Origin of the sequence: Streptomonospora wellingtoniae, from assembly GCF_031845375.1 — a bacterium.
In the GTDB taxonomy this organism is placed as follows: Bacteria; Actinomycetota; Actinomycetes; order Streptosporangiales; family Streptosporangiaceae; genus Streptomonospora; species Streptomonospora wellingtoniae.
On record NZ_JAVREK010000011.1, the window covers coordinates 41354 to 56932 of the forward strand.

19 protein-coding genes are annotated in these 15579 nt (G+C 72.9%); 15 read left to right on the forward strand and 4 right to left on the reverse strand.

Translation table 11 applies throughout. The annotated features are described in order from the left end of the window. Nucleotides 1–119: 119 nt before the first annotated feature. Both RM446_RS12115 and acnA read right to left on the reverse strand, forming a co-directional pair. A complete protein-coding gene (locus RM446_RS12115) occupies nt 120–2660 on the reverse strand; it encodes a serine/threonine-protein kinase (protein WP_311545342.1) in 2541 nt (846 codons plus the stop codon). Nucleotides 2661–2997: 337 nt separating this feature from the next. Next, entirely contained in the window at nt 2998–5733 is a 2736-nt protein-coding gene (gene acnA, locus RM446_RS12120) for an aconitate hydratase AcnA (RefSeq protein ID WP_311545343.1), read from the reverse strand. Nucleotides 5734–6198: 465 nt separating this feature from the next. Here acnA and RM446_RS12125 point away from each other — a divergent pair, with 465 nt between their 5' ends. After that, entirely contained in the window at nt 6199–6507 is a 309-nt protein-coding gene (locus tag RM446_RS12125; RefSeq protein WP_311545344.1) for a hypothetical protein, read from the forward strand. Between the two features lie 21 nt (nt 6508–6528). On the opposite strand, the gene RM446_RS12130 is transcribed toward RM446_RS12125, so the two are convergent. Next, a complete protein-coding gene (locus RM446_RS12130) occupies nt 6529–7461 on the reverse strand; it encodes an LLM class F420-dependent oxidoreductase (protein WP_311545345.1) in 933 nt (310 codons plus the stop codon). A 503-nt stretch (nt 7462–7964) separates the two neighbouring features. Here RM446_RS12130 and RM446_RS12135 point away from each other — a divergent pair. The 7 genes from RM446_RS12135 (at nt 7965) to RM446_RS12165 (ending at nt 12777) form a co-directional block, all read left to right on the forward strand. Next, complete coding sequence (locus tag RM446_RS12135) at nt 7965–8174, forward strand: hypothetical protein (protein ID WP_311545346.1); 210 nt, start codon at nt 7965–7967, stop codon at nt 8172–8174. Beyond that, entirely contained in the window at nt 8174–8347 is a 174-nt protein-coding gene (locus RM446_RS12140) for a hypothetical protein (RefSeq protein ID WP_311545347.1), read from the forward strand. Before RM446_RS12135 ends, RM446_RS12140 begins: the two co-directional genes overlap by 1 nt. An 88-nt stretch (nt 8348–8435) precedes the next feature. Continuing rightward, a complete protein-coding gene (locus RM446_RS12145; RefSeq protein WP_311545348.1) occupies nt 8436–8621 on the forward strand; it encodes a hypothetical protein in 186 nt (61 codons plus the stop codon). A 64-nt stretch (nt 8622–8685) separates the two neighbouring features. Continuing rightward, nucleotides 8686–9822, forward strand: coding sequence for a hypothetical protein (locus RM446_RS12150; protein WP_311545349.1), 1137 nt, complete (start codon nt 8686–8688; stop codon nt 9820–9822). 179 nt (nt 9823–10001) lie between these two features. Next, on the forward strand, nt 10002–10178 hold the full coding sequence (locus RM446_RS12155) for a hypothetical protein (RefSeq protein WP_311545350.1): 177 nt from the start codon (nt 10002–10004) through the stop codon (nt 10176–10178). Nucleotides 10179–10181: 3 nt separating this feature from the next. Further along, complete coding sequence (locus tag RM446_RS12160; protein WP_311545351.1) at nt 10182–10628, forward strand: hypothetical protein; 447 nt, start codon at nt 10182–10184, stop codon at nt 10626–10628. A gap of 58 nt (nt 10629–10686) precedes the next feature. Next, the gene (locus tag RM446_RS12165; protein ID WP_311545352.1) at nt 10687–12777 is read left to right on the forward strand and encodes an FtsK/SpoIIIE domain-containing protein; all 2091 of its coding nucleotides are present in this window, start codon (nt 10687–10689) and stop codon (nt 12775–12777) included. Between the two features lie 198 nt (nt 12778–12975). On the opposite strand, the gene RM446_RS12170 is transcribed toward RM446_RS12165, so the two are convergent. Beyond that, nucleotides 12976–13140, reverse strand: a complete 165-nt coding sequence (locus RM446_RS12170) for a hypothetical protein (RefSeq protein ID WP_311545353.1) — start codon at nt 13138–13140, stop codon at nt 12976–12978. 101 nt (nt 13141–13241) lie between these two features. Between RM446_RS12170 and RM446_RS12175 the strand changes: the two genes are divergently transcribed. From RM446_RS12175 to RM446_RS12205, 7 genes are read left to right on the forward strand one after another with little or no spacing between them, the layout of a single operon-like run. Continuing rightward, complete coding sequence (locus RM446_RS12175; protein ID WP_311545354.1) at nt 13242–13439, forward strand: hypothetical protein; 198 nt, start codon at nt 13242–13244, stop codon at nt 13437–13439. 22 nt (nt 13440–13461) lie between these two features. Then, nucleotides 13462–14205, forward strand: coding sequence for a metal-dependent hydrolase (locus RM446_RS12180; RefSeq protein ID WP_311545355.1), 744 nt, complete (start codon nt 13462–13464; stop codon nt 14203–14205). 15 nt (nt 14206–14220) lie between these two features. Beyond that, nucleotides 14221–14373, forward strand: coding sequence for a hypothetical protein (locus RM446_RS12185; protein WP_311545356.1), 153 nt, complete (start codon nt 14221–14223; stop codon nt 14371–14373). Further along, nucleotides 14370–14582 (forward strand): hypothetical protein, encoded by a 213-nt coding sequence (locus tag RM446_RS12190; RefSeq protein ID WP_311545357.1) that lies wholly within the window; start codon nt 14370–14372, stop codon nt 14580–14582. Before RM446_RS12185 ends, RM446_RS12190 begins: the two co-directional genes overlap by 4 nt. Continuing rightward, nucleotides 14579–14740 carry a hypothetical protein gene (locus RM446_RS12195; RefSeq protein ID WP_311545358.1) on the forward strand — a complete coding sequence of 54 codons (162 nt, stop codon included), beginning with the start codon at nt 14579–14581 and terminating at the stop codon, nt 14738–14740. Before RM446_RS12190 ends, RM446_RS12195 begins: the two co-directional genes overlap by 4 nt. Further along, a complete protein-coding gene (locus tag RM446_RS12200; protein ID WP_311545359.1) occupies nt 14733–15170 on the forward strand; it encodes a DUF6221 family protein in 438 nt (145 codons plus the stop codon). The genes RM446_RS12195 and RM446_RS12200 overlap by 8 nt, the downstream gene beginning before the upstream one ends. Next, a complete protein-coding gene (locus RM446_RS12205; protein WP_311545360.1) occupies nt 15167–15418 on the forward strand; it encodes a DUF6221 family protein in 252 nt (83 codons plus the stop codon). Before RM446_RS12200 ends, RM446_RS12205 begins: the two co-directional genes overlap by 4 nt. Nucleotides 15419–15579 lie beyond the last annotated feature (161 nt).

Consider the following 15579-nt stretch of genomic DNA (forward strand, 5'->3'; position numbering starts at 1 on the left):
CTCGCGATGGAGTGCGTTTGCCCAGCTCAGAGGTGCTAGCTCCGCTGTTTTGGGAATAGATCAACGGGGTTCGGGCCGAACCGCCCGCCGCGCTCGCCGCAAACCGGCCGCCCCGGCTGTCACAGGTCGCAGGCGCTGCGCACGGCCTGAAGTTCGGCGCGGATGTGTTCGAGGCCGTGGCCGAGCCGTTCGGCGTGATCGCGCAGCTGGTGATAGCGCGCCTGGGCCGCCTGGACCGCACTGGGGAAGCCGTCACGGGGACCGCTGAACAGCCCGACACCCCAGGCGACGACCCGCGACAGCAGCCAGGTTCCCAACACGATGATGCCCAAGCGGACCGCGTCGTAGGAGTCGGGAACGTCCGACCCGGCGGCGGCCCCCAGGGCGACGACCGCGGCGGCCAGCACCAGTACCACCAGTGGGCTGCGGCCGACCCACACCTTGGCGCGCTGCAGCCGGGACTCGCGGGTCCAGCGCGCCGCGGCCGCCTCGCGCTCCCGGTCGGCCTCGGCCAGCGCCGACCTCCACTCGGCGGTGCGCACGCCGCTTTCGCGCGCCGCGCCCGTCAGCGAGGCCACGGTCGCGGCGATGCCCGCGCGGGCGGCCGGATCTGGCTCGCGCTCGACGGCGCCCCACAGGGCGGCGTACCACTCCTCCGCCTCCGCGTGGCCGCCCGCGTCCGGGCGCATCGGGCGGTCGGGGGCCATCAGTAGCGACAGGATGAGCGCGGAGTCGACGGCGGCGTGCTGCGCCAGGCGGGGCACCGCGTCCTCCAGTTGTCGGCGGAACGCGCTCGCGGCCCGCTCGGCCGCCGCGAGGTCGTCGGCCAGTCGGCGCAGGTCGGCCGATCCCGGATCGTCGTGCAGGGCCAGCAGGCGCAGCACCTCCGGGCGGGCCAGCAGCAGCAGTTCGTTGTCCGGCGGCGCGCCGGTGAACGCCGGCCGGACTTGGGCGGAACGCTCGCGCAGATCGGCGAGGCCGGCGGGGCGGCCGCGGAACACCGGCGGCAGGTCCGGACGCTGCTGGGCGACGAACCAGGCGACAGCGCGATTGGCGTCGTCGGGGCGGCGGCGGAAGATCGAGCGGTCGGTGGACGTGTCGCCGACGTCGTCGACCATCCAGGCCTGCAGCGCGGCGCGCTCCTGCTCGTCGCTGAAGACGCCGACGGCGGCCGTCCAGTCGGCCTGCATTGCGGCGGCCAGCGCTCCCGGGCCGGTGCAGCGGTGCCCGGCGAACCAGTACGGCGGCACGCCCTCGAACCCGCCGCGGTCGACGTCGGCGGGAGCGCCGGTACGGCCGGGCGGAGGGGCCGGAGGTTCCGAGTTCCGGGCCCGGAACTCATCGGAGGCGGGAGCCGGGGAGGCGGAACCCGGGGAGGCGGAACCCGGGGAGGCGGAACCCGGGGAGGCGGAACCCGGGGAGGCGGAACCCGGGGAGGCGGAACCCGGGGGGGCCGGAGAGTACGAGGCGCCCGTCGGACCCGCCGGGCCCTGCGGCACGGCCTGCGGAGGCGGACCGGGTGCCTGCGGGGCGCTGCGGGGCGCCGCGCGCGTGCCGCCCGGCCCGAGGCTGGTGTAGAGCAGCGTGCCCGAGCCGTAAGCCGGCCCTCCCCCCTCTCCCCGCTCTTCCAGGTCTTCCGTCCGACCTGCACTCCGACGATCCGCATCCTGCGCGGGGCTTGCGTGCGCGGCATCGGCCCGGGCGGTCTCCACCCGGGTCGCTCCGTCCCGGGCGTCCTCGACCCGCGTGCGCTCCTCGCTTCCGACCCGTGTCGCGGCCTCCGCCGCCACCCGGGCGGACTCCTCGCGCTGCGCCGGCGCGCGCCCGGCGCCGACCCGCTCCCCCGGCGCCTCCGGCGTGGAGGTGCCCAGCAGCACGTCCAGCAGCGCGCGCGCCTCGGGGCGGCGGGCGGGGTCCTTGTCCAGGCATGCGAGCACGGCGGGCAGCAGCGGTTCGCCGAGGTCGCCGGTGTCGGGCTCGCCGGTCAGCACGCGCGTGGTGCGGGCCGCCTGGGTGGGCGCGGCGAACGCCTCGCGCCCGGTCGCCGCGTAGACCATGGCCGCACCCCAGGCGAACACGTCCACCGCGGGGGTGAGCCTGGCCCCTTCGAGCTGCTCGGGGGCCATATAGCCGATGGTTCCGACGATGCCGCTGGCGGTCATCGACGTGGCCTCGATCGCGCGGGCGATACCGAAGTCGATGACGCGCGGGCCGTCGCCGGCCAGCAGGATGTTGTCGGGCTTGAGGTCGCGGTGCACGACGCCCGCGCCGTGGATGGCGGCAAGGGCGGTCGCGGTGGCCACGGCCAGCCGGTGCAGGTCGGCGCCGCGCCGCGGGCCGTTCGCGCGCACGTCGGCTTCCAGGGTGGGTCCGTCGATGTACTCCGCGGCGATCCAGGGCTGCTCGGCGCCAGGGTCGGCGTCGAGGATCGCGGCCACACAGAAGCCGCTCACCCGGCGCGCCTGCTCCACCTCGGCGGCGAAGCGGCGGCGCATGTCCCCGTCGCCGGCCCACGTCGCGTGCAGCAGCTTGACCGCCGCCCGGGTGCCGTCGGGCCCCTCGGCGAGGAAGACCTCACCGAACCCGCCTCGCCCCAGCGGTTCGATGAGCCGGTACCGACCGGCGTAGCGCTCGCTGTTCCCGGTGCCGCCCTCGCTCATGCCGTCCTTTCCGCCGACTTCTCCGCTGCTGGAACGACATTATCGGTGCCTCCGGATTGCGCAAGACGGATGCGCCGGATCGCACTGCAGGAGCACCGGCCGGAGCCCAACCGCATCCCTGACCCGCGCGGACCCCCGCCACGAGCCCGTCGGCCCCGCAGCGCCAGAACGCCGGACACCCGCGCCTCTCCCCCCTAACGCGCGGAGCCGCCGCCCGTCTGCGACGGACGGCGGCCCTGCGGGCGTTCCGTTGCGCCCGCGCCCGGCTGCCGCCGAGCGGAGTGCCCTCCGGCTCGCCCCGACCGGCCCTTGCGGGCTCCTTCTCGCTCGGCAGCTTTTACGCGCCGATGAGCTGGCGCAGCACGTACTGCAGGATGCCGCCGTTGCGGTAGTAGTCGGCCTCGCCGGGCGTGTCGATGCGCACGTCGGCGTCGAACTCGATCCCGGTGTCGGTGGCGACCTTGACCGTCGACGGCACCCGGCCCTCGTTCAGCTCGGTGACACCGGTGATGGAGAAGGTCTCCTCGCCGGTGAGCCCGAGCGAGTCGGCCGACTGCCCCTGCGGGAACTGCAGGGGCAGCACGCCCATCCCGATCAGGTTGGAGCGGTGGATGCGCTCGTAGGACCGGGCGACGACCGCGCGCACGCCCAGCAGGCTCGTGCCCTTGGCCGCCCAGTCGCGTGAGGAGCCCGAACCGTACTCCTTGCCGCCCAGCACCACCAGCGGGGTGCCCTGGGCGGCGTAGTTCTGCGCCGCGTCGTAGATGAAGGTGACGGGCGCGTCGGCGGGGTCGTCGGCCTGGGTGAAGTCGCGGGTGTAGCCGCCCTCGGTGCCGGGCGCGATCAGGTTGCGCAGGCGGATGTTGGCGAACGTCCCGCGGATCATCACCTCATGGTTGCCGCGCCGGGAACCGTAGGAGTTGAAGTCCTTGCGCTGGACGCCGTGGTCCTTGAGGTACTGGCCCGCCGGGCTGTCGGGCTTGATCGCGCCGGCCGGCGAGATGTGGTCGGTGGTGACCGAGTCGCCGAGCTTGGCCAGCACCCGGGCGCCGGCGATGTCGGTGACCGCCTCCGGAGTGGCGCCCATGCCGTCGAAGTACGGCGGCTTGCGCACGTAGGTGGACTCACTGTCCCACTCGAAGGTGTCGCCGGTGGGCGTGGGCAGCGACCGCCACCGCTCGTCGCCGGCGAACACGTCGGAGTAGGCGCTCTCGTACATGTCCGAGGCGATCGCCGAGCGCATGACCTCCTCGATCTCTTCGGGCGCCGGCCAGACGTCGGCCAGGTAGACCGGCTCGCCGTCGGACCCGGTGCCCAGCGGCTCGGTGGTGATGTCGACGTCCAATGAGCCGGCCAGGGCGTAGGCCACCACCAGCGGCGGCGAGGCCAGATAGTTCATCTTGACGTCGGGGTTGATACGGCCCTCGAAGTTGCGGTTGCCGGAGAGCACCGAGGTGACCGCGAGGTCGTTGTCCTGGACCGCCTTGGAGATCTCCTCGGGCAGCGGGCCGGAGTTGCCGATGCAGGTGGTGCACCCGTATCCGACCAGGTTGAAACCGAGCTTGTCCAGGTAGGGCGTCAGGCCCGAGCGCTCGTAGTAGTCGGTCACGACCTTGGATCCGGGCGCCAGCGAGGTCTTGACCCACGGCTTGCGGGTCAGGCCCTTCTCCACCGCGTTCTTGGCCAGCAGGGCGGCGCCGAGCATCACCGACGGGTTGGAGGTGTTGGTGCAGGAGGTGATCGCGGCGATCACCACGCTGCCGTGGTCCAGCTCGGTCCGGGTGCCGTCGGCCAGGGTGACCGACACCGGGTCGCTGGGGCGCTGGCCGTTGACGGGCCGGGCCGGGGCGTCGGAGGCCGGGAAGGACTCGTCGGAGGCCTCGTCGACCGGGCTGATGACGTAGTTCTGCACGTCGTGTCGCCAGGTGGGCTTGGCCGCCGACAGCGCGATGCGGTCCTGCGGCCGCTTCGGGCCCGCGATGGAGGGAACGACGTCGCCCAGGTCCAGCTCCAGGTACTCGGAGTAGACCGGCTCGTGGGAGGGGTCGTGCCAGAGGCCCTGCTCCTTGGCGTAGGCCTCGACCAGGCGGGTCTGCGACGCCGGGCGCCCGGTCAGCGTCATGTACCGGATGGTCTCGTCGTCGATCGGGAACATCGCCGCGGTCGAGCCGAACTCCGGGCTCATGTTGCCGATGGTCGCGCGGTTGGCCAGGGGGACCGAGGCCACGCCGTCGCCGTAGAACTCCACGAACTTGCCGACCACGCCGTGCTCGCGCAGCATCTCGGTGACGGTGAGCACCAGGTCGGTGGCCGTGGTGCCGGGCCGCAGGGTGCCGGTCAGCTTGAAGCCGACGACCCGCGGGACGAGCATGGAGATCGGCTGGCCGAGCATGGCGGCCTCGGCCTCGATGCCGCCCACGCCCCAGCCGAGGATGCCCAGGCCGTTCTGCATGGTGGTGTGGGAGTCGGTGCCCACACAGGTGTCGGGGTAGACCTGGCCGTTGCGAACCATGGCCACGCGGGCCAGGTGCTCGATGTTGGCCTGGTGCACGATGCCGGTGCCGGGCGGGACGACCTTGAACTCGTCGAAGGCGGTCTGGCCCCAGCGCAGGAACTGGTAGCGCTCGCGGTTGCGCTGGTACTCGATCTCGACGTTGCGCTCGAAGGCGTCGGGGCGGCCGAAGATGTCGACCACCACGGAGTGGTCGATGACCAGCTCGGCCGGAGCCAGCGGGTTGATCTTGCCGGGGTCGCCGCCGAGGTCGCCGACGGCCTCGCGCATCGTCGCCAGGTCCACCACGCAGGGCACACCGGTGAAGTCCTGCATGATCACCCGCGCGGGGGTGAACTGGATCTCCTGGGTGGGCTGGGCCTGCGGGTCCCACTGGCCCACGGCCCGGATGTGCTCGGCGGTGACGTTCGCGCCGTCCTCGGTGCGCAGGAGGTTCTCCAGCAGCACCTTCAGGCTGTAGGGAAGCCGCTCGGCGCCGTCGACGGCGTCCAAACGGAAGATTTCATACGACTCTTCGCCAACGCGGAGCGTGTCACGGCTGCCGAAGCTGTTCGCGGACACGGTGTTTGCCTCCTGATCTCGCCACTTTCTCCCGGCATCCTGCCGCAATGCAGGCACCGGGACATCACTGAGGCTGCCCTAATCGAGATGGCCCTGAGTGCGTCTGCGGCACCCACCCCACGGCACGCCGGTTCATCCCGTTCTACCAGCGATGTCGGCCCGGTCCCCCGCGCCGCGCGCGTTCGGGGACCGGCACGCGGCACGGCTGCGCGCGGAGGACGGCCGGTCCGTCCCTGATTCCTACCGCCTCATTTTTATCTCGATATCAAGGTATCCCACAGGTATCTCGACATCAAGTTACCGTGGTGCGCAACGCCCGCGGCCGGAGCGGGAACCCCGCGCCGGGTGCGGCGCGTCGTAGGAGCAGTTCAACACCGGACCGGTGCGCGGGTCCGACACCGGCCGCCGCGAGCGGAGTCCGCACCGTGCGCGCTACCACCCCGTCCCACCCGAGGAGCCCCCGCGATGCGCTCACTGCGCGACCTGGTCATCTTCGTCCTCTGCGGCATCGCGCTGATCGTCTGGGGAATCATCACGCTGCTCTCCCCCGGCGCCGTCGAGGTCGCCTCCGCCGGATCGCCCTACTGGACCATCCCGCTGGGTGTGGCGATGCTCGCGGCCGGGATCGCGCTGGACGCCCGGGCCCGGCGCCGCCGCTCGGCCGCGGTTGGGACGCGGAGGCCGGTGCCGTCGGCGCAGTCCGGGTCCGGCGCGGCGGCGCCCGCCGAGGAGGGGCCCCGGGGTCCCGAAGGCACCGCTCCTCCTGCGGGCTGAGGACGGATCGACCCGGCCGGACTACTGCAGCTGCCGGGAGACCTGCGAAGCGAGCAGCTCAAGGTGGTCGAGGTCGGACAGGTCGAGCACCTGCAAGTACATCCGCTCGGCGCCGATCTCGGTGAACCGGCCGAGCTTCTCGACGATCTCGGCCGGGCTGCCCGCGAGCCCGTTTCGGCGCAGCTCGTCGGGCGCGCGCCCGATCGCCGCCGCCCGGTGCTCCACCTCCGCCTCGTCGCGGCCGCAGCAGACGACCTGCGCCGCGGAGTAGGTCATCGGCTCGGTGCGCCCGCTTGCCTTCACCGCCGAGCGCACGCGGTCGAAGGCCGCCGCGGTGTCCTCGATCGACGCGAAGGGGACGTTGTACTCGCCGGCGTGCGCCGCCGCCAGCCGGGGGGTGCGGGTGGGCCCGACGCCGCCGATGAGCACCGGCGGGCGCGGGGCCTGCTGGGGCTTGGGCAGCGCGGGCCCTTCGCCGAAGCGGTAGTGCCGCCCTTCGTAGCGGAAGGTCTCGCCCACCGGGGTGGCCCACAGGCCGGTGATGACGTCCAGCTGCTCCTCATAGCGGTCGAACCGCTCCCGCGCCGACGCGGGGAAGGGGATTCCGTAGGCCGAGTGCTCCTCCTCGAACCATCCGGCGCCGAAGCCGAACTCCACGCGGCCGTTGCTCATCCGGTCGACCTGTGCCACCGAGATGGCGAGGGGGCCGGGGTGGCGGAAGGTCGCCGCGCTCATCAGCGTTCCCAGGCGCACGCGGGAGGTCTCGCGCGCCAGTCCGGCGAGGGTGACCCAGGAGTCGGTCGGCCCGGGCAAGCCGTCCCCGTCACCCATCCTCAGGTAGTGGTCGGACCGGAAGAAGGCGTCGAACCCCAGGTCCTCGGTTGCCTTTGCGACCGCCAGCTGCGTGTCGTACGTCGCACCCTGCTGCGGTTCGGTGAAGATCCTCAAGCGCATGGGGACCATTCTCGTACCGTCGGCGGCGATGACCGAACCGGAACACACTCAGCACCCGCGCAGCTCCGGCCGCATGCGGACGCGCCGCGCGCACGCCCGCGTGACCCGTGCCCGGCGCGAACCGCACAAGCGCCGCGCGCCCACCGCACCGGGCCGCCTCTTTCGAAGCGCCGACCTGCGGTGCTCAGTCGCGGCGCAGGACCGCCAAGCACTCCACGTGGTGGGTCATGGGGAAAATCGGCGCTCGGCGTCGCACCTGGTCAGAGGCAGGATTTGCGGGCTGACCTGCATTTTCAGCCCAAGCGTTGGTGTCGGAACGTGCCAACAAATGCCAGTGCATGACGCACCTGTGACGCACGTGTGACGCACGAACGCAAACGGCCCCGACCGGTGGGCGAACACCGGACCGGGGCCTTGATCCAACCGCCTGACAACACCAGGAGTTGAACCCGATGGAAACCCTATCCGCACTGCACAGCGGCCCGTCAACGTGTTGGACGCACTTGACGATCTCCCCTGACGCGGGCGTCGAGACTCTGATCTCCGCCTCTTCGTATCTCTCCCCCGGCCTGCTGTGGCTGCTGGCCTTCGGCGTGGTCCCCGTCGTGATCTTCATCGTCGGCTGGACTGCGTCGCGCCCGCGCCGCGAGATGGTGTCCCGCCAGATCGACGAGGCCGAGGCGCGCCGCGCCCGGTGGGGCGGTGACTGGTGATGGCCGCCGCCGACGTGGTCCCCGCCGTGTTCGCTGCCCTACTCGTTGTCGCGATCGCCGCGGCCGGGGCCGCCTATGTGGCACCTGCCCCGGGAGTGCGGCTGCTGGCTGTGGCGGTCGCGGTCCTGTGCCCGGTGGCCGCTATCGCCCTGGACTGGCGCGCCGCCTCGTAGGTGGTGTGCCGGGGCCTGCCCCCGATCATCCGCATCCGTCCTCGGGGGCGGGCTCCGGGACACCACCGTCCACACAAGAGGAGATGACATGCCGCCCTTCAAGAAGCGCCAGCCCGCCACCGTCACCAACCCCGGCAACCCCAAGAGGTCGCACATGGTCCGGTTCGAGAGCGGTGGGACGCGGGCCGTCTGCTCGTGCGGGTGGTCCGCCGAGGCCACCGAGGCGCACGAGGCGGATCACGCGGCCACCCTTCACCGCCACTCCGCATCCTGACACGACGCGGCCCGTCCCTGTCTGCCAGGACCAGGCGGGCCGCCTGGGCTCGAAAGGAGACCCGTTGAAGACGCTACAGAAGTCCGATACCCCCGGCAAGCAGGGGCTTTTCCGCCGCCTGGTGATGCCGGGCGCCGACGCGGGCGCGGCCGGGTACCCGGTGCGCGTCCTCATCACCGCCGCCGCGATCCCCTCGGTCGCGTCGCTGGTGCTGACCGTGTGGTCGCTGATGGACAGCCTGCCTGAGGCCGCGCCGTGGGGTGTGGGTCTGGCCGCTGGCGGTGTCCTGGATGTCGCGCTGGTGTCCTCGGTCGCGATCGCGTGGGTCGCCCCGGCGGTGGCCCGGCCTGCACAGTCCGCCGGGTGGGCAATCGCCCTACTGGCGGCCGGGCTCGTGGGGTGGCACTCGTGGCTGATCGACTGGCCGCTGGCTGCCCTGGGCGCGATCCCGCTGGCCGCGAAGGCGCTGTGGTCGCTGGCGCTGCACGCGCGCCTGGCCCAGCATGCCGCCGCCCGCGAGGAGGCGGAGCAGCAGCGCGCCGCCGAGGTCGAGCGTGAACGCCAGGCGGCCGAGCAGCGCGCCGCCGCCGACGCCGAAGCGGCGCGCCGCGCCGCAGAGTTGGACACCGGCCTGACGCACGAGCAGCAGGCCAAGGTCGCCCGCCGCCGCCGCGACGCCGCCTACGCCCGGGAGCTGTCCGACGCTGAGTTGGAGCTGGAGCGGGCTCAGGCTCAGGCCGCCCACGAGGCGGAGCTGGAGCGGATCCGGCGGGCCGCAGCGCAGCAGATGGAGATGGACCGCGAAGACGCCGCGGTCATCAAGCAGCGCGTGCAGCTCACCCGCGAGATCCAGGCCGGGCGCGGGCTCGCCCTGGGCTCTAGTGAGGCGGCCCCGGACGACCTGTCGTCGCTGGCCGCCTCCCCGGGCGCGGCGCTGATGGGGTTCGGGCAGGCGATGGGCTCTGACCAGGGCGCGCCTCGGGGCGCCTCCCCCGCACCGGCCCCGCGGGCGCGCGCCGCCCAGGGGTTGGAGCCCCGGTTGCAGGTGCTCGTGGACTACATCGCCGAGGCCGGGGAGGCGGCCTCGGTGCGGGGCGCGGCCCGCGCGCTCGGGTGCGACGCGGCCACGGTGCGGCGGCGCCGCGACGCGCTCGCCGAGCAGGGCTTTGACGTGTCCCCGCTGCCTCGCAAGACGCAGTGACCCCCGGGGCGCCTCACGGGGCGCCCCGGGGTGCGCCCCCTTCGGGGGGTGTGCCCGCCTCCCCCGCCACGGCGGGGTGGGTGCGCACACCAGCCGAGGACGGGCCACGCCGACGAGCACCCGCGGGTGAGCGCGGCCGGCGCCCTCCACCACCGCACCACCAACCGAAGGAGAAGCAGATGCCCAACCGCCCGATACCGACCCGCCTGGTCTACCCCGTCGTGTTCGCCGCCCTCGTGGTGGCCGCCCTGGTGTTCCTGGGCGCGCCCGACCTGATCCTGATCCCCATCGCGGTGATCACCGTGATCGTTGTCGGCGCGGTCATCGCCCGCCACTACCTGCGCAAGGAGCGCTGAGCGTTGTACTTCTTCCTGTCCCTGGTCCTGTTCTACACGGCGTTCTGGCTGAACAAGAAGCTGAAGGGCCGCACCGCCGGGATCTCCGCGCTGGTCGTGGGACTCGGGGCGTCGATGCTGCTGTACCGGTCGCAGGCCTCCCAGACGATCCTCGGCTGGTGCAACGACAACCTCGTCGGCGGCCTGGCCAGCTTCGTCGCGTCGGCGTTCGGTGAGCCGCTGCCGACCACGGTGGTCTGGGGGGTGCTGTGCATCGGCGGGTTCGCCGTTACCTGCATGGACCTCTACAAGGACCACACCTACAACACGCTGGCGATCGTCGCGCTGATCATCACCCCCATCGCGGCGCACGGTGCGTCCTCGGGGGCCCTGCCCTCGATGATCGACGGCATCCACACCTTCGGCGCGGAGTTGGTGGCGGGGATCGTCGGCGGCGCGGTCGGTTCGTGATGCGGGACGCCGGGCGGGCTGTGCCCGGCGTCCCCGTCCCACCTATGGAAGGACGTGGATGATGATGACACACGATCAGAAGCCGCCGGCGACGGACGAGATCCCCATGGGGCTGGTGTGGGAAGGGGGCGAGCCCGCCGACGCCCCGGAGGCGCCCCGCCCCGACGATTACGAGGCGCGGGAGGCGCCCCCTGAGGCGGCGCGGGGCACCGTCGTTCCCGCTCCCGAGGCGGGCGAGGCCGCCTCGCCCAAGCGCGCCCTGCTGGAGGACGTCAACGCCCGGCTCCAGGCCGCGTTCGCGGCGTGGCACACCTACGCCATGATCGCGTGGGCGCGCCGCTGGCAGACCGCCGAGGCCTACATCCAGGACCCGCAGCTGTACGAGGAGATCGCGGAGGAGGCGCGCGCGGAGATCTGGCGCCAGCGCGCCGCCGCGGCGAAAAAGCTCGACAAGGCCCGCATCCGCAAGGACGAGGCGCAGGTGAAGCTGTTGTCGGAGGAGTTGGCGCTGCTGGAGCGACGCGCCCCCTCGGCGATGAAGATGGACGCGCTCACACTGAAGGCCCGCGGGGGGCGCCTCGCCCGTCAGGCCGCGGTGCCCGCCGCGGTCGCGTTCGGGCCGCTGGTGGCGCTGTTCGGCGCGGGCATGTGGTGGCCGCTGCTGGCCTACCCGGTGGCGTGGGGGTGGCTGGCGGTCCAGGGGCACGCCATCGCCGTGGCCGAGGGCTCCACAGCAGTGACCGAGACGCCGGCCCAGGCGCCGGTGCTGGCCGCGCCTCAGGGGGGCGCCTCCCCCGCCTCGCCTCCCGCCCCGGGGGCTCCGGTGGTGGGCGCCTCGGAGGCGGAGAACCGCATCCTGGGCTGCATCGCCGAATGGGCCAAGCGCGCCTCGGGGCGCGGTCTGGCCGGGGTGGCGCCCGCCTCCCCCACGATCGACGCGCTAGGCATCAGGGTCGTGCTCACCACCACGGGGCGCATCACCCCCGAGGCGCTGGGCAAGAAGATCGACGCGATCCGCGCCGCCCTGTCGGTGCCCACGGGCGTGCGCACCGACCTGTCGCCGGGCGAGGTGGGCGATCAGGCGGTGCTGCGGATCCGCACCCGCACCCCGGAGCGGGACATGACCTGGCGACCCGACCGGCAGGGGATCGGCGTGGACACCGACACCGGCGCCCCGGTGGTACTGCCGAAGGGCCGCATGCTCATCGCGGGCACCTCGGGCGCGGGCAAGTCGGTGCTGCTGCGCGTGGTCATGGCCGAGGCGCTGTGCGCCGACGAGCCGACCGTGGTGGTCTACCTCGACGGCAAGGGCGAGGAGTCGGCGCTGTGGAAGGGGAAGGTCCGCATCGCCAACACCCCCCACGAAATCCTGAGCGTGCTCGCTGACCTGGGAAGGGAGTCCGCGGCCCGGTCGCAGGCCATGCAGGAGCAGGGGGTCGCCACCTGGGTGCCGACCGAGGAGCGGCCCCGGATCGTGGTGGTGGTCGACGAGGGCGCCGAGATCGTCAGCATGGACAACCCCGACGAGGAGATCGACCTGATCAAGCGGCTGCGCCCGCTGGCCACCATGGGCCGAAGCCGCGGCATCGACCTGAAGTGGGCCACACAGAAGCCGACGGTAGGCGAGGGGATCCCATCGCAGCTGGCGGGGGTGATGCAGGACCGTCTCGCGCTGAAGACCGCGGGCCGCAAGGAGAACAACCTCGTTCTCGGGCCCGACTGGTCGAGCCATGAGCTGGAGTTGGGCGGGTTCGCGCTGGCCAACGTGCACGGCCGCGGTCCGGGACAGGCGCCGATCCAGGTGTGGGACCTGTCCGACGACTCCGCGGTGCTGGGGCTGCCCGAGGCGCAGCCGTGGCGGCACGTGCCGCGGGGAGGCGCCCCCGAGGCGCCCCGTGAGGCGGGCAAGGAGGCGGACGGTATCCCGCCGGTGCTCGCGGCCGCGCTGGCGCTGCTGGAGATGGACCCCGACGCCAACGGGCTGCAGGGCCAGGACGTCGCCCGCGCGTGCGACATGGACCTGCTGGCCGCGCAGGAGGCGCTGCGCGAGGCCGGGGTGAAGGGCGATCGGTACTACCAGAACGGGACGCGGGTGCGCGGGTATCCGCGTTCGGCGCTGGAGGAGGCGGCGTCCCGTTACGAATCGTGAGTGTCCCGGGGGTGTCCCGCCGGCCCGGTGGTGGTCACCCCCGGGACACCCCGGCACCCCCATTGTGACGTGCCGTGACGACGCTGTGGGACGGGGGGACGCCTGAAACGGCCGGGCGGCGACCTCGTTTGTTTTCGCAGGTGGGCGGGGGTGTCCTGCTTGAGCGTCCCGGAGGGCGCGAAGACCGTCCCGTAACGCTCAGTCGCGGGGGCGCTTGAGTACGGAGCGGACCGTGCGGTCGCCGCGGCCGTCGACGAGCACGACCTCGGAGACCAGCTCCCACCCGTTCGCGCCGAGCGAGTTGAGCTGGCCGTTGTGGAGGCCGTGGTCGGTCTCCTCGATGCGGTACTCCCAGCGCTGCACGACGCCCCTCCTCTGTGGCTGCTGGGTCGATTGTAAGCGGGCGCCTCCCCCGGCGCCCCTGGGAGAATGGGAGTCCCCCTTGTTGAGAGTTGTGGAGAGTCATGTCCCGCCCCGCCGATGCCCCGCCGCCCGTGTTGGCGCTGTTGTATGCGCCGGCGGGCAGCGCGCTGGTGGAGCGCGGCGGGCGCCTGCTGGTGGCGGTGCCGGAGGCGGGCGACCGGGTGGTGCTGTCGCAGGCGGACCTGTTGGCGGAGCCGGATGCTCGCGCGGTGGGGCGGCTGCTCGCGCTCGTGGCCTGAGCCCTGCGGGGCGGTGGCCGTCATGATGGCGGGCTCACACGCATCCACCGCGGCGCTGGCCGGCGCCGTCCTGGGCGCTGCGGCCGGGGGCGGCCTGGTGGAGCTCGTGTGGTGCGCGGCGGTGGGTGCGGGCGCGGGCCTGCTGCCGGACCTGGACCACCCTGAGGCGACGGCCACCCGTAGCCAGGGTCCCGTCTCGCGTGCGGCGTGCCGCGGTGTGCGGGCGCTGTCGTCGGCGGTGTGGGCTGCGACCCGCACCCCGGCCGACGACGGGGGTTACCGGGACGGGTCGGGGGCGCACCGGCATCTGACGCACACGGCGCCCGCCTGCGTGGCCGCAGGGCTCATGTGCGGGGCCGTGGCGGTGCACCCGGCCGGCGCGGCGGTCGTGCTGTGGCTGCTCGTGTCGCTGGGCCTGCGCGGCCTCGGCCAGTGCCTCACGGGCAAGGACAAGGCCGAACTGTCGTCCTGGCCGACCGTGTCCCTGGGCGCGCTGCTCATCACCGGGGTGGTGGTGGGCGTCGCCCCGCCCAACCCGGTACTGCTCGGCGCCGTGGTGGCCGTGGGGGCGTGGGTGCATGTGCTCGGGGACTGGCTGACCCGCCAGGGTGTGCCGCTCGCGTGGCCGGTGCGGGTGCGCGGCAAGCGGTGGTGGGCGTTCCGGTCGCCGCTGAGCTTCGCGGCCGGGGACGTGTGGCAGGAACGCGCCGTCCGGTGGGCGTGCGCGGTCGGGGTGCCCGCGCTGGGCGCGTGGGCCATCATGTGAGGAGAGGTGAGAGGCATGGTTTCGTTCATTAGGCAGCAGCGCGCAAGCACAGCTCGGATCTGGCGGTACATCCGGCAGCGGCCCGGCGCCCTGCCGGTGCTGCTGGGGTTGTGGGGGTTCGGGCTCGCGGTGGCCATCACCGCGATCGTCGTGGAGGTGACGGCGTGACCGGGGAGCTGCTGGTGATACTCGGGTTCGTGCTGTACGCCGGTCTGCTGGCGGCTGGGCGGTGGTGGATGCAGGACGAGGCCGCCCGCCCGCCGTCGCAGCAGTCGCTGCCCGCGCGGTCCGTCATCGCCGCCTGGGACGCGATCGCCGTACCGCTACGGCACGGGGCCGCTGCCGTGGCACGAGTCCAGCGGCGGGTGTTCCGGTGAGCGGCGTGGTTGGTGTGGTGGCCGCGATCGACACGGCGCATAGGTCCGTGGCCGCCGCGTTCGAGGTCGCCCGCGACAGCGTGCGGGAGGCCATGGACGCATCGCCCGACGAGTTCGCGCTGATGCCGCCGCGACCGGAGGAGGCGCCCGGTGAGTGATGTGGACGCGATGGTCGCGTGGTTGCGCGAGCAGTGGGACGCCGACGAGAAGGCGGCACGGGCAGCGACGCCCGGGCCGTGGGCTGCGAGCGGGCACAGCCTCATTACTGCTGAGGACATGGTCGAGGACATCGAGTTCGCCGACATCCCGCGCCGCGACGCCGCCCACGTCGCCCGCCATGACCCGGCCGACACCCTCGCCCGCATCGAAGCGGAGCGGGCCATCCTGGAGCAGTACGAGCAGGCGCGCAAGGCCGCATCGGACCATTGGCTCCAGCACCGGGGCTCGTCCGGCGACACAAGTTCGCTCCTGCTCACGATGATGCACGAGCACGACGCGATCGTCAGCACCCTGGAGCACGCCCTCCGCGCGCTGGCGTCCGGGTACCGGCACCGCGCCGGCTGGCAGGAAGGATGGGTGCAACCATGACCATCGTTGAGTTCCTGCGAGCGCGGCTCGACGAAGAAGAATCCGCGAAACCTCGCACGCAGAACCCGCTGATTCTCACGGCTCGGGCTTCGTCTCGGAGGTACGTCGCGGAGCACGGAGACGGGGTACTCGACGGGCAGTGGTGCCCGAAGTGCGAGACCATGCTGCACCCGTGCTACCCCCTGCGTCTCATCGCCGCCACTTACCACGACCACCCCGACTACGACGCCGAGAGATGGGCGCCGTGACCGCGCCCCGGTAGACTGGTCTCATGCGCTGACCCGCCCGCATGGGCGGGGTAGGCACATTCCCGGCCAGCGACAAGAAGTCCACGGGATCTCTTCCCTCGGGATAGCTGGCCCTTCGAGCAAGGCCCGGCACCACACGGCGCCGGGCCTTCCGCACGCCC